Origin of the sequence: Blautia sp. Sow4_E7, assembly GCF_052116245.1 — a bacterium.
Taxonomy (GTDB): domain Bacteria; phylum Bacillota; class Clostridia; order Lachnospirales; family Lachnospiraceae; genus Blautia_A.
This window is the reverse complement of the sequence record NZ_JBQKLL010000010.1, coordinates 42,995-61,831: the sequence shown is the minus strand read 5'-3', so window position 1 is coordinate 61,831 and position 18,837 is coordinate 42,995. Positions and strand designations below refer to the sequence as shown.

General features: G+C 44.6%; 18 protein-coding genes. 15 read left to right on the top strand and 3 right to left on the bottom strand.

Going from position 1 to position 18,837, the window contains the following annotated elements; all coding sequences use genetic code 11:
• The first annotated feature begins 5 nt into the window (after positions 1 to 5).
• The 11 genes from fabK (at position 6) to ACTQ50_RS08125 (ending at position 10,604) form a co-directional block, all read left to right on the top strand.
• Positions 6 to 944 (top strand): enoyl-[acyl-carrier-protein] reductase FabK, encoded by a 939-nt coding sequence (fabK, locus tag ACTQ50_RS08175; protein WP_441483784.1) that lies wholly within the window; start codon positions 6 to 8, stop codon positions 942 to 944.
• On the top strand, positions 937 to 1,869 hold the full coding sequence (gene fabD, locus ACTQ50_RS08170; RefSeq protein ID WP_441483783.1) for an ACP S-malonyltransferase: 933 nt from the start codon (positions 937 to 939) through the stop codon (positions 1,867 to 1,869). Before fabK ends, fabD begins: the two co-directional genes overlap by 8 nt.
• 86 nt (positions 1,870 to 1,955) lie before the next feature.
• Positions 1,956 to 2,696: a 3-oxoacyl-[acyl-carrier-protein] reductase gene (gene fabG / locus ACTQ50_RS08165; RefSeq protein WP_441483782.1), complete on the top strand. Its 741-nt coding sequence runs from the start codon at positions 1,956 to 1,958 to the stop codon at positions 2,694 to 2,696.
• Positions 2,693 to 3,931, top strand: coding sequence for a beta-ketoacyl-ACP synthase II (gene fabF / locus ACTQ50_RS08160; protein ID WP_441483781.1), 1,239 nt, complete (start codon positions 2,693 to 2,695; stop codon positions 3,929 to 3,931). Before fabG ends, fabF begins: the two co-directional genes overlap by 4 nt.
• An 84-nt stretch (positions 3,932 to 4,015) precedes the next feature.
• Positions 4,016 to 4,528 carry an acetyl-CoA carboxylase biotin carboxyl carrier protein gene (accB, locus tag ACTQ50_RS08155; RefSeq protein WP_441483780.1) on the top strand — a complete coding sequence of 171 codons (513 nt, stop codon included), beginning with the start codon at positions 4,016 to 4,018 and terminating at the stop codon, positions 4,526 to 4,528.
• Between the two features lie 21 nt (positions 4,529 to 4,549).
• Positions 4,550 to 4,978 carry a 3-hydroxyacyl-ACP dehydratase FabZ gene (gene fabZ, locus ACTQ50_RS08150; protein WP_441483779.1) on the top strand — a complete coding sequence of 143 codons (429 nt, stop codon included), beginning with the start codon at positions 4,550 to 4,552 and terminating at the stop codon, positions 4,976 to 4,978.
• Between the two features lie 100 nt (positions 4,979 to 5,078).
• Entirely contained in the window at positions 5,079 to 6,443 is a 1,365-nt protein-coding gene (locus tag ACTQ50_RS08145) for an acetyl-CoA carboxylase biotin carboxylase subunit (protein WP_441483778.1), read from the top strand.
• Positions 6,433 to 8,160 carry an acetyl-CoA carboxylase, carboxyltransferase subunit beta gene (accD, locus tag ACTQ50_RS08140; protein ID WP_441483777.1) on the top strand — a complete coding sequence of 576 codons (1,728 nt, stop codon included), beginning with the start codon at positions 6,433 to 6,435 and terminating at the stop codon, positions 8,158 to 8,160. Before ACTQ50_RS08145 ends, accD begins: the two co-directional genes overlap by 11 nt.
• Before the next feature lie 130 nt (positions 8,161 to 8,290).
• A complete protein-coding gene (locus ACTQ50_RS08135) occupies positions 8,291 to 8,728 on the top strand; it encodes a transcriptional regulator, SarA/Rot family (protein WP_331469443.1) in 438 nt (145 codons plus the stop codon).
• A gap of 78 nt (positions 8,729 to 8,806) precedes the next feature.
• On the top strand, positions 8,807 to 9,853 hold the full coding sequence (locus ACTQ50_RS08130; protein WP_441483776.1) for an ABC transporter substrate-binding protein: 1,047 nt from the start codon (positions 8,807 to 8,809) through the stop codon (positions 9,851 to 9,853).
• A complete protein-coding gene (locus ACTQ50_RS08125; protein ID WP_441483775.1) occupies positions 9,828 to 10,604 on the top strand; it encodes an ABC transporter permease in 777 nt (258 codons plus the stop codon). The genes ACTQ50_RS08130 and ACTQ50_RS08125 overlap by 26 nt, the downstream gene beginning before the upstream one ends.
• A 107-nt stretch (positions 10,605 to 10,711) precedes the next feature.
• Here ACTQ50_RS08125 and ACTQ50_RS08120 read toward each other — a convergent pair whose 3' ends face one another.
• On the bottom strand, positions 10,712 to 11,350 hold the full coding sequence (locus ACTQ50_RS08120) for an endonuclease III domain-containing protein (protein ID WP_441483774.1): 639 nt from the start codon (positions 11,348 to 11,350) through the stop codon (positions 10,712 to 10,714).
• A gap of 155 nt (positions 11,351 to 11,505) precedes the next feature.
• Between ACTQ50_RS08120 and ACTQ50_RS08115 the strand changes: the two genes are divergently transcribed.
• On the top strand, positions 11,506 to 12,669 hold the full coding sequence (locus tag ACTQ50_RS08115) for a hypothetical protein (RefSeq protein ID WP_441483773.1): 1,164 nt from the start codon (positions 11,506 to 11,508) through the stop codon (positions 12,667 to 12,669).
• A gap of 268 nt (positions 12,670 to 12,937) precedes the next feature.
• Here the strand turns inward: ACTQ50_RS08115 and ACTQ50_RS08110 are convergent, their stop codons facing one another.
• On the bottom strand, positions 12,938 to 15,196 hold the full coding sequence (locus tag ACTQ50_RS08110) for a glycogen/starch/alpha-glucan phosphorylase (protein ID WP_441483772.1): 2,259 nt from the start codon (positions 15,194 to 15,196) through the stop codon (positions 12,938 to 12,940).
• Between the two features lie 134 nt (positions 15,197 to 15,330).
• Positions 15,331 to 16,227: an AraC family transcriptional regulator gene (locus tag ACTQ50_RS08105; RefSeq protein ID WP_441483771.1), complete on the bottom strand. Its 897-nt coding sequence runs from the start codon at positions 16,225 to 16,227 to the stop codon at positions 15,331 to 15,333.
• A 224-nt stretch (positions 16,228 to 16,451) separates the two neighbouring features.
• Between ACTQ50_RS08105 and ACTQ50_RS08100 the strand changes: the two genes are divergently transcribed.
• From ACTQ50_RS08100 to ACTQ50_RS08090, 3 genes are read left to right on the top strand one after another with little or no spacing between them, the layout of a single operon-like run.
• The gene (locus tag ACTQ50_RS08100) at positions 16,452 to 17,231 is read left to right on the top strand and encodes an HD domain-containing protein (protein ID WP_441483770.1); all 780 of its coding nucleotides are present in this window, start codon (positions 16,452 to 16,454) and stop codon (positions 17,229 to 17,231) included.
• Positions 17,225 to 17,791, top strand: coding sequence for a M48 family metallopeptidase (locus tag ACTQ50_RS08095; RefSeq protein WP_441483769.1), 567 nt, complete (start codon positions 17,225 to 17,227; stop codon positions 17,789 to 17,791). Before ACTQ50_RS08100 ends, ACTQ50_RS08095 begins: the two co-directional genes overlap by 7 nt.
• The gene (locus ACTQ50_RS08090; protein WP_441483768.1) at positions 17,791 to 18,792 is read left to right on the top strand and encodes a glycoside hydrolase family 5 protein; all 1,002 of its coding nucleotides are present in this window, start codon (positions 17,791 to 17,793) and stop codon (positions 18,790 to 18,792) included. Before ACTQ50_RS08095 ends, ACTQ50_RS08090 begins: the two co-directional genes overlap by 1 nt.
• Positions 18,793 to 18,837: the final 45 nt, after the last annotated feature.

Genomic DNA, 18,837 nt, shown 5'->3' with positions numbered 1-18,837 from the left:
ATTTCATGAAAACAGAAGTGACAGAATTACTTGGAATTGAATACCCGATCATCCAGGGAGGAATGGCATGGGTGGCAGAATATCACCTTGCAGCAGCTGTTTCCGCTGCCGGTGGTCTGGGACTGATCGGAGCTGCAAGCGCTCCCGCAGACTGGGTACGCCAGCAGGTACGTGAGGTAAAAAAACTTACAGATAAGCCATTCGGCGTCAACATTATGCTGATGAGCCCATATGCAGATGAGATCGCACAGGTGATCGTAGAGGAAAAAGTTCCGGTGGTTACAACCGGTGCAGGAAATCCTGAAAAGTACATGAAAATGTGGAAAGAAGCAGGAGTTAAGATCATTCCGGTGATTGCTTCTGTGGCTCATGCAAAGCGAATGGAGCGCTGTGGTGCTGACGCTGTAGTGGCAGAGGGATGCGAATCCGGCGGTCATATCGGCGAAACAACCACCATGGTTCTGGTACCTCAGATCGTGGATGCCGTAAACATTCCAGTGATTGCAGCTGGCGGAATTGCAGATGGAAGAGGAATCGCAGCCGCCTTTATGCTGGGGGCAAAAGCAGTCCAGATGGGAACCCATTTTGTAGCTACCACAGAGTGCTGGGCACATCAGAATTACAAGGATATGATCCTGAAAGCAAAGGATATTGATACAAAAGTAACAGGTCGTTCCACAGGTCATCCGGTGCGTGCCCTTCGCAATCAGATGACAAAGGAATACCTGAAAAAAGAGGCAGAGGGAGTACCTTTTGAGGAACTGGAACAGATGACACTTGGCAGCCTACGCCGTGCAGTTGTGGACGGTGATGTAAAAATGGGAAGTGTGATGGCAGGCCAGAGTGCCGGTCTTGTGAAGGAACAGATGAGCTGTCACGACCTGATCCAGAAGCTTGTAAAAGAGACCGATGAGCTGTTGAAAGGAACAAAAATCTATGAGTAAAACAGCATTTCTTTTCCCTGGACAGGGAGCCCAGAAGACAGGAATGGGACAGGATTTTTATGAAAAATTCCCATCTGCCCGTGAGATTTTTGACCAGGCAAGCCAGTGGCTTTCCCTTGATATGAAAGCGCTTTGCTTTGAAAAAAATGACAGATTAAACCTTACAGAGTACACTCAGGCAGCACTGGTAACAACTTGTCTGGCTATGGAAAAAGTAGTAGAAGAATATGGCCTTTGTCCGGATGTGACAGCAGGATTAAGCCTTGGAGAGTATTGCGCCATCGCCGTTTCTGGGGGAATGAGTGTGCAGGATGCCATAACAACTGTTCGAAAAAGGGGAATTCTTATGGAGCAGGCAGTACCTGCCGGAGAGGGTTCCATGGCAGCTGTTATGGGACTGGATGCAGATAAGATCCAGGCAGTTCTTGGTGGGATGAAAGCAGAAATTGCCAACTATAACTGTCCTGGACAGATTGTGATCACTGGTCCAAAAGCTGCGGTAGAAGAGGCTTCTGTGAAGCTGAAGGAGGCAGGGGCAAGACGGGTTCTTCCTCTTACAGTAAGTGGACCGTTTCATTCATCCATGCTTCAGAATGCAGGAAAAGAACTGGAAAAAGAGCTGTCAAAAGTGGAATTTTCCAGTCTGAAAATCCCTTATGTAACCAATGTAACGGCACAGTATGTGACAGATTTCAAGGAGACAAAAGACCTTCTCGCAAAGCAGATTTCTTCCTCGGTTCGTTGGCAGCAAAGCGTGGAAAAGATGCTGGAAGATGGCGTGGATACCTTTGTGGAGATTGGTCCTGGAAAGACTTTAACTGGTTTTATGAAGAAAATTGCACCAGATGCAAAGACTTATAATATTCAGAAGGTGGAAGATCTGGAATTGCTTCCAGAGATTATGGATAACAGAGGATCTAGATAGAAAATAGATTGTTTGCTGCATATTTTTTGCAGTGGAGAAAGATAAAAAGTAAGTAGATTTATCTAAGTGACAGGAGTAAAAAGAGCATGAATGCAGAGAAAAAGATTGCAATTGTAACAGGGGCTTCTCGTGGGATTGGAAGAGCCATTGCCCTTGAACTTGCCGCAAAAGGTGCGTTCGTAATCATCAATTATAATGGCTCAAAAGAGAAAGCAGAAGCAGTAAAAGCTGAAATTATTTCCCAGGGTGGAGAGGCTGAAATCGGCCAGTGTAACGTGGCTGATTTTGATGCCTGTGCTGCTTTTATCAAAGAAACAGTAAAGACATATGGAAGAATCGACATCCTGATAAATAACGCTGGAATCACAAAAGACGGGCTTCTGATGGCAATGAATGAAGATGATTTCTGTAAGGTTGTGGACACAAATCTGAAAGGAACCTTTAACTGCATTCGTCATGTGGCAAGACAGATGCTGAAGCAGAGAAATGGCCGTATTGTGAATATGGCATCTGTAGTTGGTATTGGCGGAAACCCGGGACAAGCCAACTATGCAGCCTCAAAAGCCGGTGTGATCGGTCTTACAAAGACGGCTGCAAAGGAGCTTGCGTCAAGGGGAATTACCGTAAATGCCATTGCTCCTGGCTTTATCAGAACGGACATGACAGATGTACTTTCTGATAAGGTAAAAGAGGAAACGTTGAAAAATATCCCCATGGGAACCTTTGGCGAACCGGAGGATGTGGCGAAGGCTGTGGCATTCCTGGCATCTCCGGAAGCGAAGTATATTACAGGACAGGTTTTGTGTGTAGATGGAGGAATGTTATGAGCAAAAGACGTGTAGTAGTGACAGGACTTGGTGCAGTCACTCCTATTGGAAATAATGTGGAAACCTTCTGGAAAAATGTGAAAGTAGGCAAGGTTGGAATCGGTGAAATTACCAAATTTGACACCACTGATTTTAAGGTAAAGCTGGCTGCAGAGGTGAAGGATTTCAATCCAAAAGATTACATGGATTTCAAATCTGCAAAGCGAATGGAGCTTTTTTCCCAGTACGCAGTTGTGGCTTCTAAGGAAGCTATGGCAGATGCCGGAATCGAGATGGAAAAAGAAGATCCCTTCCGTGTGGGCGTGATCGTAGGTTCCGGAATCGGTAGTCTTCAGGCTATGGAAGCTGCAGATCAGAGGCTGATCCAGCGTGGCCCATCCAAGGTGGATCCTCTTCTTGTACCTAAAATGATTAGCAATATGGCTGCCGGAAACGTGTCCATTGCCACAGGCGCAAGAGGAAAATGTACCAATGTAGTGACAGCCTGTGCCTCAGGAACACATTGCATTGGAGACGCCTTTCGGGCTATCCAGTACGGGGATGCAGAGGTTATGATCGCAGGTGGAACAGAAGGTGCAATCACCCCGGTTGGTGTAGCAGGATTCACCAATCTTACCGCTCTTAGCACCAGCCAGGATCCATACCGCGCATCTATTCCTTTTGATAAAGAAAGAGGCGGTTTTGTGATTGGAGAAGGCGCCGGAGTAGTGGTTCTGGAGGAGCTTGAGCATGCAAAATCCCGCGGCGCAAAGATCTATGCAGAGATAGTTGGCTACGGTGCAACTGCGGATGCTTATCACATTACGTCTCCTATTGAAGACGGCAGCGGAGCTGCCAGAGCTATGACAGATGCCATGAAAGAAGCAGGGGTACAGCCGGAAGAAGTCGACTATATCAATGCACATGGAACTGGTACCCACCACAACGATCTTTTTGAAACAAGAGCCATTAAAGCAGCCCTTGGAGACGCTGCGAAAAAGGTGAAGATCAACTCCACAAAGTCGATGATTGGACACCTTTTAGGCGCTGCCGGAGGGGTAGAAGCAGTTGTCTGTGTCAAGTCAATTGAAGAAGGATTTATCCATCAGACAGTAGGCACCAGGGAGACAGAAGAGGAGCTGGATCTTGATTATTGCATTGCCGGACCAAGGGAGCAGGAAGTAAAATATGCCATGAGCAATTCCCTGGGATTTGGCGGACACAATGCAGTTCTTTTGATGAAAAAGTATGAGTAAATGCTAGAGACTGTCTGGCTTTTGAAAATATAAGATTTTGCAGCAGAAAAAGAGAGATAATCTGCTGGAAAAGGAGAAAATAGAATGGAATTTGAACAGATTTTGAAGCTTGTAGATCATGTCTCAGCTTCTCATTTGGAGTCTTTTTGCTATGAAGGTGATGGCTTAAAGCTCACTTTAAATAATAAAATTGCTCCGGTAATCGTACCTGGAATGATGCAAAACAGTGCCGTATTTGGTACTGAAACAGTCAAAAATAGTACTGTTTCCCCTACCTCGGAAACAGTTCCCAATAGTACCGTTCCATCATCTGCAAAAACAGTCCAGAACACAGCTGCTCCATCTTCTACTGAGGAACCAGAAGGAAATATTGTAAAATCCCCGCTTGTTGGAACCTTCTATGCAGCCCCGTCTGAAGACGCCCCAGCCTTTGTAAAAACAGGGGATAAAGTAAAAAAAGGACAGGTTCTGGCTATTGTAGAAGCCATGAAGCTGATGAATGAGATTGAGAGCGATTTTGACGGAGAAGTTGCAGAAATTCTGGTAGAAAACGGGCAGCCAGTGGAGTACGGACAGCCGTTATTTGTTGTTCGCTGAGAAACAAAAATAGGAGCAGATATGAATCATTTAAATATAAAACAGATCGAGGAAATCCTTCCTCACCGTCACCCATTTTTACTGGTGGATTACATCGAAGATTATGAACCGGGAGAGTTTGCAGTAGGCTACAAATGCGTCACCTTCCGTGAGGATTTTTTCAAAGGACATTTTCCCCAGGAACCGGTAATGCCAGGTGTGCTCATCGTAGAAGCATTGGCACAGACAGGAGCCGTAGCCATCCTTTCCAAGCCGGAAAACAAAGGCAAGATCGCTTATTTTGGAGGCATTGACAAGTGCCGTTTTAAAGGAAAAGTACAGCCTGGAGATAAAATGAAGCTGGAAATGCGGGTCATCAAACAGAAAGGCCCAATGGGCGTTGGCGAGGCTGTTGCGACGGTGGATGGAAAGGTTGTTGTGAAGGCAGAGCTTACATTTATGGTAGGCTAGGGTGTTTCTGAAGACTATTAAGTGTATGAAAGAAATCTTTTTTCAATATAATTTGAGGGCTTGTTCTAAGCCAGAAAATGACACTTAGAAGGGTAAAATTATGATCAGAAAGTTATTAATTGCCAACCGTGGAGAAATTGCAGTAAGGATCATCCGGGCATGCAGGGAAATGGGAATAGAAGCTGTGGCAGTCTATTCTGAAGCAGACAAGGAAAGCCTGCATACACAGCTTGCAGACGAAGCCATCTGTATTGGCCCTGGACCTTCCGCCGGAAGCTATCTGAATATGGAAAGCATTATCAGTGCGGCTATGATCTCTGGTGCAGATGCCATACATCCCGGCTTTGGTTTCTTATCCGAAAATGCCAGATTTGCCCAGATCTGTGAGCAGTGCTGCATTACTTTCGTAGGACCGCCATCCCAGGTGATCCAGAATCTTGGAAACAAGCAGATTGCCAGAAATACCATGATGGCAGCCGGAGTACCTGTCATTCCTGGAACAGAAGAGGCTATTCTGGACGCAAAAACAGGAGCTGAAAAAGCAGCTCAGATTGGCTATCCTGTCATTATAAAAGCAGCTCTTGGAGGCGGTGGAAAAGGGATGCGGACTGCGTTTTCCCCAGAGGAATTTGAACTGGCATTTCTCACTGCCCAGAAGGAATCCCAGATCGCATTTGGGGACGGAACCATGTATATCGAGCACTTTGTGGAGCATCCAAGACATATTGAATTTCAGATCCTTGCAGACAGCCAGGGAAATGTAGTACACCTTGGGGAAAGGGATTGTTCCATTCAGAGAAACCACCAGAAAATGATCGAGGAATCTCCGTCTATGGCAGTGTCAGAAGATCTGCGAAAAGAGATGGGAATTGCGGCTGTGAAGGCTGCAAAAGCAGCCCATTATGTGAACGCCGGAACCATTGAATTCCTTCTTGAAAAGACTGGAAAATTCTACTTTATGGAGATGAATACCCGTATTCAGGTGGAGCATCCGGTGACAGAATGGGTGACCGGACTGGATCTGGTAAAAGAACAGCTAAAGATTGCATCCGGGGAACCCTTAGCCTTTTCCCAGAAGGATATCCGCATTCAGGGACATGCCATTGAGTGCCGCATCAATGCGGAAAATCCATGGAAAAACTTCCGCCCGTCACCTGGAACCATTACAGATCTGCATCTTCCAGGCGGTCAGGGAATCCGTGTGGATACGGGAATCTACAGTGGTTATCAGATCCCGCCGTACTACGATTCCATGCTTGCCAAGCTGATCGTGCATGGCGATAACCGGGAGGAAGCAATTGCAAAAATGAAAAGTGCTCTTGGAGAAGTGATCATCCAGGGCGTTGATACAAATGTAGACTATCAGTTTGAAATTATGAACGATCCGGACTATCAGAAAGGCGAATTTGATATCGGTTTTCTGGAAAGCCACCAGATCGGAGGAGTGAAGGTAAATGAAGCTTAGATATGCCTTTAAACGTACAATTGCAAACAGATCTGCAAATGCAGAAAAGGAAATAAGACCGGAAGTACCAGATGGTATGCTGAAGAAATGCAACGCCTGCAAGGCGGCTGTTTTTGTAGATGAGGTGAAAAAGAATGCCTATATCTGCCCTCATTGCGGCAATTATTTCCGGGTTCATGCAAGGCGTAGAATCGAAATGTTGGCAGATGAAGGAACCTTTGAAGAGTGGGATCCGGTAATGTCTGTAAGTAATCCGCTGTCCTACAAAGGCTACGAAGAAAAGGTGAAAAAGCTTCAGGAAAAGACAGGTCTTGATGAAGCAATTGTGACTGGAAAGGCAGAGATCGGCGGAGTTCCGGTAGCTCTTGGGGTGTGTGACAGCCGTTTCCTCATGGCAAGCATGGGGGAAAATGTGGGCGAAAAGATTGCAAGAGCAGTGGAAAAAGCCACAGAAAAACGGCTTCCGGTGGTCCTGTTTGCATGCTCTGGCGGCGCCAGAATGCAGGAGGGAATTGTATCTTTAATGCAGATGGCGAAGACCTCCGCAGCATTAAAAAGACACAGTGATGCAGGGCTTCTTTACATCAGTGTTTTAACCAATCCAACTACTGGCGGAGTGACTGCAAGCTTTGCCATGCTTGGAGATATTATCCTGGCAGAGCCAAATGCGCTGATCGGTTTTGCAGGTCCAAGAGTCATTGAACAGACCATCCGGCAGATGCTTCCGAAAGGATTTCAGAGGTCTGAATTTCTGCTGGAGCATGGTTTTATCGACCAGATCGTAGAACGAAAAGACATGAAGGAAACCCTGGCAAAAATCCTGAAAATGCACTGTGGAAGCGGTCTCAATGAACGGAGAAAAAAAGCAGAAAAGAAACTGGGAAGCGTAGTTGGAACAACACAGAACGATACTGACGATAAAGAATGCAACGTAGAGAAATCCGCCTGGGACCATGTCTCCCTTGCCCGCAGCAAAGAACGTCCCACAGGAAAAGACTACCTTCCATGGCTGTTTGATTACTTCACAGAATTTCACGGCGACCGGCTTTTCGGCGACGATCCGGCACTCATAGGGGGAATTGCATACTTCGCTGGAATGCCTGTAACTGTTCTTGTGCAGGAAAAAGGAAACGGCACAAGAGAGAATATCGCCCATAATTTTGGCATGGTTTCCCCGGAAGGCTACCGCAAGTCCCTGCGCCTTATGAAACAGGCAGAAAAGTTCCACAGGCCAGTGATCTGCCTGGTGGATACTCCTGGAGCCTTTTGTGGGCTGGAAGCAGAAGAAAGAGGACAGGGAGAGGCAATCGCCCGGAACCTGTTTGAGCTTTCCGGACTAAAAGTCCCCATACTTTCCATTGTGATCGGAGAAGGAGGAAGCGGCGGAGCCCTTGCTCTTGCAGCCGGGGATGAAGTCTGGATGATGGAAAATGCGATCTACTCCATTCTTTCTCCGGAGGGGTTTGCCTCTATTTTATGGAAGGACAGCTCGAAAGCAAAGGAAGCTGCCGAAGTAATGAAGCTGACTGCGGCAGACTTGAAAGAGCTTAGGATCATTGAACAGATGATCCCGGAAAAAGAGCCTCTTACCAGAGAAAATATGGCAGATACCATGGAGCTTTTGAAGAGCCGGATCAGTATTTTCCTGGAGGATTACAGTACTTTTGATTTGGAAAAATTACTGAATAAGCGCTATAATCGTTTTAGAAATTTGTAAAATTGTAGAAAAAAATATGAAATTGTGGTATACTTACCGTAAATATTTGCTTGAACGTTTTGCAGAAATGTTGTCACATTATAGGCTGCTGGTCATGTGGTGAACAGTGGCCATTATAGGAGAGAAAAGAGTGGAGAACAGAGAAGTTATTAATGATGTACTGGTGCATCTGTTTAACGAGATCATGGAGCTGGAAGAGCAGGCAATCATTACGGAAGAATATAAGGATATCACCAACAACGATATGCATATTATTGAGGCGGTTGGTCTTGGCGGAAATAAAATGTCTGACATTGCAGCCAAGCTGAATATTACCGTAGGTTCCCTGACGACTTCCATGAACAGTCTGGTAAAGAAAGGCTATACTACAAGAGAGAGAAGCGAACAGGACCGCCGTGTGGTATTCATCCATCTTACCTTGAAGGGAAGAAAAGCATATCATCACCATGCAGAATTTCACCGGAAGATGACCGATGCAGTACTGGAGGTACTGGATGAAAAAGAGGCTCTTGTTCTTGCAAAAGCACTGGACAGTCTGGCACTTTTTTTCAGACAATATAAGGCATGACAGCAGCAGAAAGCTCAGCAGCAAATCAAAAACAAATCCTATGAAATGGATCGGGACGAGATCCGGAAAGGAAGTTTTATGAAGAAAAAAACATTGTCATGGCTTATGACCGCAGTACTTGGTGTTGGAGCATTAACAGGCAGTATTGCAAGTGCAGATATTGTATTTGCAGAGGAGCAGAGTGAGGAAACAGAAGCCGCTGGTGAAGAGGCAGAGGAAGCAGATGCAGCTGCAGATGAAACGGATTCAGATGGTTCTGTAATGAAAATCGGAGCTATGAAAGGTCCTACCGCAATGGGAATGGCGCAGCTTCTTGATGACGAAAATTACGATTTTTCCATTGTGGCATCCCCGGATGAGATCGTTCCAATGATCGTTCAGGGACAGGTGGATGTGGCAGCAGTTCCTTCCAATCTTGCCTCTGTTTTGTATCAGAAAACAGACAAAAATGTCAGTGTTCTGGCAGTTAATACCCTGGGTATTCTTTATCTGGTAGAGAACGGTGACTCCATCCAGTCTGTGGAAGATTTAAAGGGAAAAACCATCTACGCCAGCGGCAAAGGTGCCACTCCTGAGTATGCCTTAAATTCAGTCCTGGAGTCCAATGGATTAGATCCGGAGAAGGATGTCACCATCGAATATAAATCTGAACATGCAGAGGTTGTAGCGGCTCTTGCAGAAGACCAGACTGCAGTGGGTCTTCTTCCACAGCCGTTTGTAACTACTGCACTTATGAAGAATGAGAATCTTCGTGTAGCCCTTGACCTGAATGAGCTTTGGGAGTCTTCTGTAACAGATGGCAGTAAGCTGGTAACCGGTGTTGTGATTGCCAGAAATGATTACCTGAAAGAGCATGAAGCAGATGTAGATGCGTTTATGGATGCCTATAAAGCTTCTGTAGAATTTGTAAATTCAGATACAGAAGCCGCAGCTGAGATCATTGGAAACCACGATATTATTCCAGCAGAAGTTGCAGCAAAAGCCATTCCGGAATGCAGCATTGTATTCATGGAAGGTGACGAAATGCAGACCATTCTTTCTGGTTATCTGAACACCTTAAATGAGCAGAATCCGGAAACCATCGGAGGCCAGTTGCCAGATGAGGACTTCTATTACAAGCGCTGATCGCGTCAAAAAACATCGTACATTATATAAAATCCTGGCAGCTGCTGTATGGATCATGATATGGCAGCTGGCCAGTATGTGGTTGAAACAGGAGATCCTTCTGGCATCTCCTGTTTCTGTTATAAAGAGGCTGACGGAGCTGATCGTACGGACGGATTTCTGGAAATCAGTGGCATTTAGTTTTGGAAGGATCATTCTGGGATTTTCCCTGGCACTGGTTCTGGGAACTGTTCTGGCCGCACTTTCCTGTGCCTTTTTTGCAGTGGAAGTGCTGATGGAACCCTTGATCATTGTCATAAAAGCTACCCCGGTTGCCTCGTTTATTATTCTGTGCTTAATCTGGATCCCGTCCAGAAATTTATCTGTTTTTATTTCGTTTCTTATGGTTTTTCCTGTGGTATATACGAATATCCTGGAGGGCATCTGGCAGACGGATAAACAGCTTCTGGAAATGGCAGATTCCTTTGGTGCAGGCGTAGGGAAAAAGGTGCAGTTTGTGTATCTTTCCCAGGTGATGCCTTATGCAGTGACTGCCTGTAAACTGGGACTTGGTCTTTGCTGGAAGGCGGGAATCGCAGCTGAGGTGATCGGTATTCCAACTGGCTCCATCGGCGAAAAACTATACAAAGCCAAGGTCTATCTGGAAACCCCGGATCTGTTTGCATGGACCATTGTGATCATTGCGGTGAGTGTGGGGTTTGAGAAGATTTTTATGTTTGTATTGAAAAAAATTGTTGGAGAACAGCACTAGAGCCTGAAAGCCTTTTCAAAAATGCTCTAAAAAAGGAAGCATATTTGCTATGATATTTCAAGCAATATGTTTCCTTTTTTCGTGAACATGCAAGTTTAAAATTATGGTTAGTCTACTCCATTTTTTGCGCAGATATCAGCCAAACAACATCTATCGCAATATGGTTTTGTTCGTGCTGTACAGACTTCCCGTCCGTGGTTAACCAGGCGGTGGCAGAAGTCATTTCCCTCTTCTGGCGGAATGATCTTCCACAGTGCCATTTCCACTTTCTTAGGATCCTTGATACCGTCAACAAGCCCGATCCGGTTGGTAAGACGGATACAGTGTGTGTCTGTGACAATAGCTGGTTTTCCGAACACATCCCCCATGATCAGGTTTGCACTTTTACGTCCTACGCCAGGGAGGGCAAGCAGTGCATCGAAGTCACAGGGAACATTGTCGTGGTATTTTTCATGAAGGATTTTCATACAGGCGCTGATATCTCTTGCTTTACTTTTTCCCAGTCCGCAAGGCTTTACAATCGCCTCGATTTCTTCTGGAGCAGCAGCTGCAAGTGCGGCTACATCCGGATATTTTGCATACAGATCCTGGACTACTACATTGACTCTGGCATCTGTACACTGTGCCGCCAGCCGTACACTTACCAGCAGCTTCCAGGCCTCATCATAATCAAGAGTACAGTCTGCCAGCGGGTATTCTTTTTTTAACCGGTCTATTACTTCAAGAGCAAGTTCTTCTTTTGTCATCTTATAAAATCCTTTCGTAAATCCTGTGTAGTTCTGTTGTTACGCTCCACCTTTTTGAACCTTAATCTAACGTCCATTGTAATTGGAAATTCTCAATTTTGCAAGTTTACGCTGTTTTATTTTTGTGCTAATATAAGGAAAAGGAGGAAGCAACAATGAAAGTACGTATGTATAATGTAGGCTGCGGCGATTGTTTTTGCCTGAAAGACCGCAAGGGGAGTTTATTAGTAGATTTTGGTACCAGCAATAACCGCATTGACGGGCGTCCGAGAAGCGATATTTTTGACGTGATCATCTCAGATTTTACTACAATTTCCCACAAAAGCTTTCTGCTTACCAACTTTCATCTGGACCACATATCCGGTCTTCTTTACATGCTGAAAAAGTACAAAGGAAGCAATGATTTCAACACTATTTATCTTCCAGATGTATTTAGAGAGCCTTCCATGAGCCGCACACTTACCCTGCTTTTACTATCGGACCTTTTGAAAAATACCTATCTTCCCAGTCGTCAGATCAGCCTTTATGCTTTCGTAGAAGCCCTTCTGAAGCAGCCCCAGCACATTGAATTTTTGAAAAGAGGAGATGTTTTCGAAGGAAAATATCAGGCATTATGGCCAGATTGCAATGTGATTGAAGAAGAAACACAGGCGGCACTGAAACATATATTGAGTTTGAAAAAAATAGGATCTGAAGAGAAAACCGAAGCGCAGAATAGAGGCACGTACCAGGAAGCTCTGACACTATTGGAAAGTTTCGCAGAAAAGCTCCGTCAGATCGTCTGCGATACTTTGAAAACCAACGCCTTTGCCCTGGAATGTGAGTTCCGTGACCTGCGGGAAAAGCCGGAAATTGCAGAACTGATCCAGGCTTTAGAGCAGGAAAACATCCATCTCCGGCAGTTCAAAAATAAGATCAGCCTGGTCTTTCAAAGCAAAAACGACGGTGAGATGAATGTACTTTTTACCGGTGACATTCCACAAAAGTACATGAACATGATCGCTGCCAACTATGACGACACTCTTCCCCTTTACGAACATTACTGGTGTGTCAAAGTCCCCAATCACGGCATTCAGGCAGACTACTTTGACTTCACCGATTGCACCCCGGAGAACATGCTCATCTCCAACGGCATCTACTACGCAGACAACAAAAAACAGACCAAAGCTTACCGGACTTCTGCCCAATACGCCGGTCTGTTCTACATCAACGACACCCACATGTACTGCTCCAGCAGCGACTGCTGTGACGGCTACCGCAATGGCTGTACCTGCAAAGAATGTGACGTAATTTCTCCACAATACTATAAAGATATTTAAGATCCTCTTTTTATAATATATTCTAAACAGTCCGCCAGGAAGAGATATTTGGCGAAAGTCAGACGGGGAGAGGGTGTGCGTTGCAGACAGTTAGTCAAAAAAGGCGATTTCGTGAGCATAGCGACAGCCGCATGAACACTGTCTGAGCCCTTGGGCGAATTTGTTCATGCGGCTGTCAATAGGCGGCGGAGCGAAATCGTCTTTTTTGACGTTGTCTGCAATGCACACCCTCTCCCCGGTGTCCGTTTTGAATATATTTTTTTCTATTTTAGTTCAAATGCCAGATATCTTTATTATACTGTGCAATCGTCCTATCAGAGGAGAAGAATCCAGCCTCCCCAATATTCACCAGCATCTTCTTAGCCCAGTTATTGCGGTCCTCATAATCCGCAAACACCTGATCCTTTACCTTAATATAATCCTTCAGATCCAGCAAAGTCATAAACCAGTCTTTATTCAGAAGTTCATTATAGAAGTTTCTCAGATGCTCTTCCTTGCCAAGCTTCAGCATCGGCTCGCTGACAATGAAATCCACATACTTCTTAATGTCAGCATCGCTCTCATAAATCGCTCTGGAATTGTAATCCATCTTCTCATAATGCTTGATCACTTCATCACTGGACTCGCCAAAGATATAGATATTTTCTTTGCCAACCAGGTCGCTGATCTCCACATTTGCACCATCCATAGTGCCAAGAGTAACAGCACCATTGAGCATAAATTTCATATTTCCAGTACCGCTTGCCTCCTTGGAAGCCAGGGAAATCTGCTCAGAAATATCACAAGCTGGGATCAGTTTTTCAGCAGCACTGACATTGTAATTCTCTACCATAACAAGCTTCATATAAGGAGCTACATCCGGATCATTCTGGATCAAAGTTTCCAGAGTCAGAAGCAGATGAATGATATCTTTTGCAATGTAATAAGCAGGAGCTGCCTTTGCACCAAAGATGAAGGTGATCGGTCTTTCTGGTTTCTTTCCACCCTTGATCTCCAGGTATTTATAGATGATATAAAGGGCATTTAACTGCTGGCGTTTGTACTCATGAAGTCTCTTGATCTGGATGTCAAAAACACTGTTCTCATCGATCTCAATACCAGTATTTTCCAGTACAAAATCCCTGCAGATCTTCTTTGCGTTTGTCTTGATCTCAAGAAGCTGATCCAGAACTTTCTGGTCATCCTTGTAAGCCAGAAGCTTCTTCAGTTCATCAGCATCCTTCTTAAAACCATCTCCAATTAGAGAAGAAATAAACTTGGTAAGAGGCTGGTTGCAATACATTAACCAGCGGCGGAAGGTAATACCATTGGTCTTATTATTGAATTTTTCCGGATAGATCTCATAAAACTGGTGAAGCTCAGAGTTCTTCAGGATCTCTGTATGAAGGGCTGCAACACCGTTGATGGAGAAGCCATAATGAATATCCATATGAGCCATGTGAACCAGGTCATTGCTGTCAATAATAGCAAGATTCTCAGCCGGATATTTTGCTTTTACCTTCTCGTCCAGTTTGCGGATGATCGGAACCAGCTGCGGAACAATGTCCTCCAGATAGTGGATCGGCCATTTCTCAAGAGCCTCAGCAAGGATGGTATGGTTGGTATACGCGCATACATGGGAAACGATTTCAGCTGCCTCGTCAAAGGCAATTCCGCGCTCGCCAAGGAGACGGATAAACTCCGGAATGATCATACTTGGGTGTGTATCGTTGATCTGAACCACTGCATAATCAGCCAGATCATGAAGATTGCTTCCCTTAGAAACTGCTTCGTCCAGAATCAGCTGGGCTGCATTGCTTACCATGAAATACTGCTGGTAAACACGAAGCTTGCGTCCATCCTCGTCACTGTCATCCGGATACAGGAACAGTGTCAGATTGTGCAGGATGTCTTTTTTATTAAAGGTAATCCCGTCGTGAACCATGGACTCATCAGCCAGGTCAATATCAAAAAGACGAAGGCGGATGGCCTTATTTTCATAGCCGGCAACGTCAATATTGTACATGGTAGATTTCAGGGAAAAGCCTCTGAATGGAACCATATAAGTCACATCTGTAGCACTCAGCCAGGACTCCGGAGTGATCCATGGGTTCGGTACTTCGTGCTGAAGATTGTCCTCAAAAACCTGTTTGAAAAGTCCAAGATGATAGTTCAGTCCAATACCTTCGCCTGGCAGTCCAAGTGTTGCAATGGAGTCCAGAAAACATGCAGCCAGACGTCCAAGACCGCCGTTTCCAAGGGATGGTTCCGGTTCAACAGACTCAATTTCTGCTAAGGATTTGCCGTTCTTTTTCAGGAACTCTGCAACCTCATCGTAGATTCCAAGGTTGATCAGATTGTTGGAAAGAAGCTTTCCAATCAGGAATTCTGCAGAAATATAATAGATTTTTTTCTTGCCATCGTGATAGCCCTTTGCGGCTAATTGTTCCTTTGTATATGTGAGAAGTGCTTCGTATACTTCCTGGTCTGTACATGCTGCGCAGTCTTTGTGGAACATGTCCTGAATCATAGTTTCTAAAGCTTTCATGATTTTCTCCTTTCGAGAGTGTATGAATGTTGATCAAAGTCCACTGATCAGTCAAGTGTCATGGACCTTACCTATGTTTGATGCTGTTATATTAGCATATGCAACTCTGGGAAAAATACAACAAAACTGTTCTGTTATGACATTTTTTTGCGAAATTTATGAGGGGAAAGCTGATTAGCCTCCTGGAATTTTTTTATAAAATAACTGGTATTGTTAAAGCCAACATCCAGGGCAATGTCTGTTACAGAGGCATCTGTGTGCAAGAGCAGGGACTTTGCCTTTTCAAGCCTGTAGTCATTTAAATAGGCAGCAGCTGTTTTTCCAGTATACTGTTTAAAAAGCTTCATAAAATAAAATTCGCTGTAATTGGAAAGCCCGGACAGCTCTTTTACAGATAAAGGTTCCCGGTAGTGGGTGCTGATATAGTCCAGCACCTTTTTCATGGATAAAAGATTCCTGTTCTGGTCTGCTGCGATGGTAATAATGTAATTTCCTGCCAGCATTTCATAAAAAAGCCCATAGAAAAGGCCCTTTAATTTCATATAATAGAAAGGCGGTTTTTCATTATGGCACTTATGGATTTCACAGAAAAGATGGAAAATATTGTCATAGTTTTCATGGGAAGGGGTGATCAGATGAGTGAACTCTGCACGGTTTTCCATAAGCAGGGAGATCACTTTTTCCTGGCAGAGATCCCCTGCAGGACCAGCCAGAAAATTCAGGTCAAACACCACACTTCTATAATATAAAATATGTCTGGAATCGGATTTGATTCCATGGAGAACACCGCTGTTCACAATAAGAAGATCCCCTTCCTTCAGACGCAGCGTTTCCCGGTTTAACCTGGCCAGACCGCTTCCCTTGTCGATACAGATGATCTCCATTTCTTTGTGCCAGTGATTGTATAAGGAACGGAAAATCTCACAGTTATCGGTATAAGTTTCCACAGGCAGTTCAAAAGAGCCATGAGTTTCCAGCTCCTTCATGGTTTCGTCTACATTTGGTGAATTATCTGGTGTTTTATCTGCCATGGGTATCCTCCTTTTTTCCAGATCCGTGATAATGTGATGCAAACTATAGTGTGCGAAACAGTCTTTTCTAGAGCGTGATTTCTGCCTTGTATTATACGTTATGGACAGAGCTGGTGCAAGCTGTAGAAATTTCCGAAAATCCGAAGCTTCTATTGGAAAAGAAATGCTGGTAGTTTATAATAAGAGTGTAGCCGCATCTAAGATGCAGCAGAAAGGAAGACATTTTGAAAATCAATTTTAAACACGCAAGGGACGTTTTCGAAGCGTACCTGGATGGATACGACAGAGAAAATGAGAAGATAAAATTAAAGATCATCCACACATACGGAGTGGTAAAAAGCGCCCGGGAAATTGGGCACAGAATGCATTTAAATGAGGAGGACCAGCAGCTGGCTGAGTTGATCGCGCTGCTTCATGATATTGGAAGGTTCGAGCAGCTGCGTCTTTATGACAGCTTTTCCCCGGATACCATGGATCACGCAGCATTTGGTGCGCAGTTATTGTTCGAAGGGGAGAATCCTATGATCAGCAGGTTCTTGGAGGACCGGCAGTATGATGAGATCATCCACACTGCGATCGCCAGACACAGTGATTTCAAGCTGGAAGAAATCCAGGATGAGCGGACTCTTTTTCATGCAAAAATGATCCGTGATGCGGACAAACTTGACAATTGCAGAGTGAAGCTTGTGGACTCTGTAGAAGCCATGATCGGGGTGCCGCAGGAACGCGCAGGGGAGGGGAAAATATCCCCGAAGGTGTGGGAATCCTGCCTGAAAAAAGAAGCTGTTTTGTCCCAGGACCGGGTAACCTCTGTGGATTACTGGGTATCCTATGTGGCACAATATTATGACCTGAATTTTAAGGAAACATGGCAGATTATGAAGGAAGAGAATTATATTTCCAGGATCATAAAGAGACTGGATTATAAGGATAAAGACACCAGGGAGAAGATGGAAATCCTGGACAAGCAGATGAACGATCATATGGAGAAAATCCTATGCTGAACCAGAAGATTTCCTATCAGATCATCCGCAGCAGCCGCAGAACAATGAGCCTGGAGATCAAGCCGGATGGCAGGATCATCGTGCGTGCACCTCTTCGTTTGTCAGAAACCAGAATCCGGAAATTTGTGGAAGAAAAACAGGAATGGATTTTGAAAAATCTGGAGAAAATCCAGAAAAGGGACGAACAAAGAGAGCATGTTCCAAGACTGTCTGCACTGGAAAGACAGCACTTACAGAACAAAGCCTGTGTGGTAATTCCAAGACGTGTCGCTTATTTTGCAGAAAAAATAGGAGTCACTTATGGAAAAATTACCCTGCGGCAGCAGAAAACAAGGTGGGGAAGCTGTGCTGCGAATGGAAATCTGAACTTTAACTGGCTGTTGATCCTGGCACCCTCTGAGGTGCTGGATTATGTGGTGGTGCATGAGCTTTGCCACCGCAGGGAAATGAACCATTCCCAGGCATTCTGGAACGAAGTGGAAGCCATTCTTCCAGATTACCGGGAGCGGCAAAAATGGTTAAAAGACAATGGCTGGCGCTTAATGGAGGAGGGTATGTAATGAACGAGAAAAGAAAGAAATGGTTTGGATTGCTTCTTATGTGTTTGCTTTTATGCACACTTTGCGTGCCGGTATCTGCAGCTTCGAAGCTTTCAAGACTGCAGGTAAAAGGCACGAAGCTTGTGAACAGCAGTGGAAAAACAGTGCAGCTCCGCGGTGTGAGCACCCATGGCTTATCCTGGTATCCAGAGTATGTAAATCAGAGTGCATTTACTTATATTAAGAAGAACTGGAAAGTAAATGCAGTCCGCCTTGCCATGTATACTGCGGAATATAATGGGTATTGTACTGGTGATGCAGCCAATCAGCGCAAGCTGGAAAAGTACATCGACAACGGTGTAAAATATGCCACAAATGCTGGTCTGTATGTGATCATTGACTGGCATATTTTAAGTGATGGAAATCCACAGCAGCATCAGAAAGAAGCCTTAAAATTCTTCAAAAAAATGGCTAAAAAATATAAAAATAACACCAATGTGATCTATGAAATCTGCAATGAACCCAATGGTGGAACCTCCTGGAATACCATAAAAAAATATGCAGAAAAGATCATAAAAGGTATTCGCACCTATGATAAAAAAGCCGTGATCCTGGTTGGAACACCAAACTGGTCACAGGATGTAGACCAGGCTGCATTGTCCCCGGTTGCGAAAAAATACAGGAAAAATGTAATGTACACCCTGCATTTTTATGCAGCGACTCATAAGCAATGGCTGAGGGACAAAGCGCAGACAGCACTTAACAAAGGGCTTCCATTATTTGTTTCGGAATTCAGTATTTGTGATGCTTCCGGAAACGGCGGACTGGATAAAAATGAAGCGAAAAAATGGCTTACCTTCCTGGACAAAAACAAGATCAGTTATATGGCATGGAGCCTGTCAAATAAGGCTGAAAGCTCTGCACTTATTAAATCTAACTGCAGCAAGACCAGTAAATGGACATCCGGAAATCTGACTGCTGCAGGAAAGTGGATTACAAGCTGGTATAAAAAGAAGAAATAAAAAAGAAAATGTCAGGCAGAATTGAAAGCCTTGCGGTTTATAGAG